The sequence below is a fragment of the Clostridium thermobutyricum DSM 4928 genome (assembly GCF_002050515.1).
GTDB classification, from domain to species: Bacteria; Bacillota; Clostridia; order Clostridiales; family Clostridiaceae; genus Clostridium; species Clostridium thermobutyricum.
Map to the genome: position 1 here is coordinate 1 of NZ_LTAY01000091.1, position 3,624 is coordinate 3,624.

General features: G+C 19.3%; 3 protein-coding genes. 1 reads left to right on the top strand and 2 read right to left on the bottom strand.

The features are described 5' to 3' along the window. Window positions 1–353: 353 nt before the first annotated feature. Entirely contained in the window at window positions 354–554 is a 201-nt protein-coding gene (locus CLTHE_RS14330; protein WP_080024049.1) for a hypothetical protein, read from the bottom strand. 295 nt (window positions 555–849) lie between these two features. Here CLTHE_RS14330 and CLTHE_RS14335 point away from each other — a divergent pair, with 295 nt between their 5' ends. Continuing rightward, window positions 850–1,116 carry a hypothetical protein gene (locus tag CLTHE_RS14335; RefSeq protein ID WP_080024050.1) on the top strand — a complete coding sequence of 89 codons (267 nt, stop codon included), beginning with the start codon at window positions 850–852 and terminating at the stop codon, window positions 1,114–1,116. 734 nt (window positions 1,117–1,850) lie between these two features. Here CLTHE_RS14335 and CLTHE_RS14340 read toward each other — a convergent pair. Then, window positions 1,851–2,582: a nuclease-related domain-containing protein gene (locus CLTHE_RS14340; protein WP_158082749.1), complete on the bottom strand. Its 732-nt coding sequence runs from the start codon at window positions 2,580–2,582 to the stop codon at window positions 1,851–1,853. Between the last annotated feature and the right edge of the window lie 1,042 nt (window positions 2,583–3,624).

Below are 3,624 nucleotides of genomic sequence, written 5' to 3' on the forward strand. Positions count from 1 at the left end.
GACAGGTATAATAAGGGTATAGAAACAATGAATTGTTTCAAGAGTTGGTTTTAAAAAATATTTTTAATAGGTAATATTTACTGCGAATAAATATTACTTATTTTTTTATTATTTTTTTGTTTATTATACTATCTATTTCAAAAGTTATATTCGACTGTGATTTATTTTCTAAATATCACTTTGTTTTCTTTTATTATAAATAAAAAAATAAATCAATATAATTGATTTATTTCTAAAAGAGTTTATTTTTTTTAATTTCGTGGTATAATAAGGGTATAGAAACGAATAATTGTTTTCAAGAACAGGGTTTTAAAAAAATGTTTTTAATAAGTAATATTTACTGCGAATAAATATTACTTATTTTTTTTATTATTATTTTTGTTTATTATACTCTCTATTTCAAAAGTTATATTTGACTGTGATTTATCTTCTAAATCTTTATTATGTCTAAATCTCACTTTATTATCTTTATCACTAGCAACAACAATTTTTGCTATTACTATTAATGAAAGCATTATAATTGCAGTTACTATTATGACTGTATAATCAACCATTATATTATCTCCTAATCTGTTATATCCCTGTTTATTACTCGTTCCTACCCATATTGTAAAACATTTATTTAAAACAAATTATATGGAGATGATTAAAACCCTAAATAAAGTTTCTTACTATGTAATTATATCATATTTTCACATTTATTTCATTATTTATAATTCAAATATATGTATCTAAATAAGTATAATTTTCATTATTTAAATATATAATTATAAAAAATGTTTAATTGCAGTGTAGGTACAGTTTATAATATAATAAAAGAAAATAAATAATATCAAGGAGCTTATTGATATGGAAAAAGAAGTTTTAGAATTATTAAAAAAAATGAATGATAAACTAGAAAGCTTAGATAATAAAGTTGATATGTTAGATAATAAAATTTCTAGAATAGAAAAAAAATTAGATGGAGTTTTTGACCAAACAGCAGATTTAACTGAATTTAAAACTAGCGTTATAGATAAATTAGATGAATTAAAATCTGTTGAAGAAGTAACAAAACTTAATTGTTATGATATTGCTAAATTGAGAATAAATAATACAAATAATAAAAGAGCCTAATATTAGGCTCTTTTATTTATGTAATAATTATAAAGCCATTATATTAATTATTGGCACTTTAATAATAATGGCTTTAAGAATATAGGGAGATACTCTATAAAAAGAATATCATTTTGCATTGAGTAGTATAAATTAAGTAATAAATTATGTCAATATATGCTTAATTTATAATATTTTTTATATTTTTAAAAGGGGGATTAATTTAAAATTTAGCAAAATTAGTATAAAAAAAGACCTACCAATTGGTAGATCCAATAAAAGATATTAATCATCGACTTTAAGCTATTATATATAGTATATTACTAAAATTTACCTTTGTCCAGTCCATAATTAATTAGTATAACTTTTAATTTTTTTCATAATATATAAATAAGTATTTATACTTAGCCTTTTATAAAATATTCAATTCGTTCTCGAAAAATAAAAAAGTCATCTATTTAAAAATGAATGGCTTTTTTATTTATTAATTTTGTATAAATTATAGACTAATGTTATAATATCTTTGAAAATGTTTACTTAAAATTATTTTTGGGGGTCATATCAATGAATAATCTGATTGTTAAAAAAATTAGTAAATGTATATCTAAAGTTTTAGATGTATATAGATATTTTAATAAAGATTAGATTATATTATTTTTATATTTAATCAAATATAAAAATAAAACTCATTACTAAAATTATTAGTAGTGAGTTTTATATACATATTATAAAATAATAATAAAATTTAACTTATATTACTTATTATCAGGAAATACTTCATTATATAATTTAACTACATTTTCTCTATACTCATTATTTAGATTAATCAAAGATAATATATCGTTAAGATAATCATTATATAAAGTATAATTTTTAAATGGATGTTTAACTTCCTCTTCTCTAATTCCATTAAATAAATTATAAATATTTTTTCTTTCATCTATATTTAAAAGAACTTCTCCTTTAAAATTATTAATAATATCTATCAAGGAACTTGCTCTAACAACTATACTATTAGAATTATTAATTATATCAACAGTATCATTAGATATTACTATTATTCCATATATAGGGATACTTATATTATTATCAAATAAAATATTCTTTATTATTCCTATATGCCTACTATTTTGAGCTACAGGACTATCCATAACATAAGACTTTGATTTATATATTCTTTCCCATCTTCCGCTAGTATCTATTTTAAGAGTAAAATTCCCAGAGCTTCCGTAGTTTTTTACTTCTAAAATAAAAATACCTTTATCAGTGATTAAAATATTATCACATTCAACTCTTTGTCCATTACTATCTTTTATAATTAAATTAGGTAAATTTTCTATATATTTATGAGTATTTATAATTTTATTTACTAATTCTTCTCCATTCATCCCTAGATTTAATATTTTTAATTCATTATTAGCACTTACTGTATCTTCTTTAATCTTATTTATAAAAGTTTCAATGCTAGGATTTATATATTTAGACACCCCATTATAAAATACATTGTCCTCTATACTTTTATTTATTGATTCATTTACAATGACTAAATTTGAATGTACTTTATCTAAATATTTAATGGCATTACCATTAGTTAACCATAAATCTTTATAATTTTCATTTATAAAACTTGTATTAAGCTTATTATTAACTTCTATTAAAAACTCATTATACTTTTCTTTAAATTCAAGTTTTTATTCTCATTAGCTTTATATTGTTTATTTTGAGTTGAATATCTAATATATGTAATAATCAATCTAAATCCAAATATAATAATGAAAATAAATAGTAACCATGTTCGATATTTACCCATCTTTGGGGCATTATGAACATCAATCCAACATATATGGCTATTGCAATAATAAAACGTATTTTCCTTCTTAAGCAATTATTCTTGCAATATTATATACTCCACCCAATAATAATAAAGTAATACAAGAATATAAAACAATTGAAAAAAAGAAAAATCTCCTCTACTTGTATCTAAGATAAAAGTTAATGGTAAACTATTAGAAATTATCATAAATATAATATTTACACTAATAAGTATTTTAAGTGTATTTATTGTTTCATTTATTAAATAAATGCTATTTAATCCTGTACAAATTTTATAAACCTTTATTTCTCTCATTTTTCAAAATTTTATTATAATATATCCTTATATCTATATTATAATAATTCATAATGAAACTACTCTAATGGTATTCTAACCGATTTCTTAAGTTTATTATTTACAATAAAATCTTTAATCAAACTATAATAAAAATTATTAAAAAAAGCTAGTATACTAATTTGAAATTTCTTCATCTAATTCCTCATCCTATCTTTTTTATTTTTTAAATATAGTAATTATTATAAAAATTTAAATGTAAAAATATCTTTTAAAGGAGATTTATTATGAAAAAATTTAAGTACTTAGGATTATTATTAATACTATTAGGTATACTAGTAAATTTTATTATTCCAAATAGAAAATATACTATCATTATATCTATATTTATAGTACTTTTATGTTTTATTATTTATTTATAT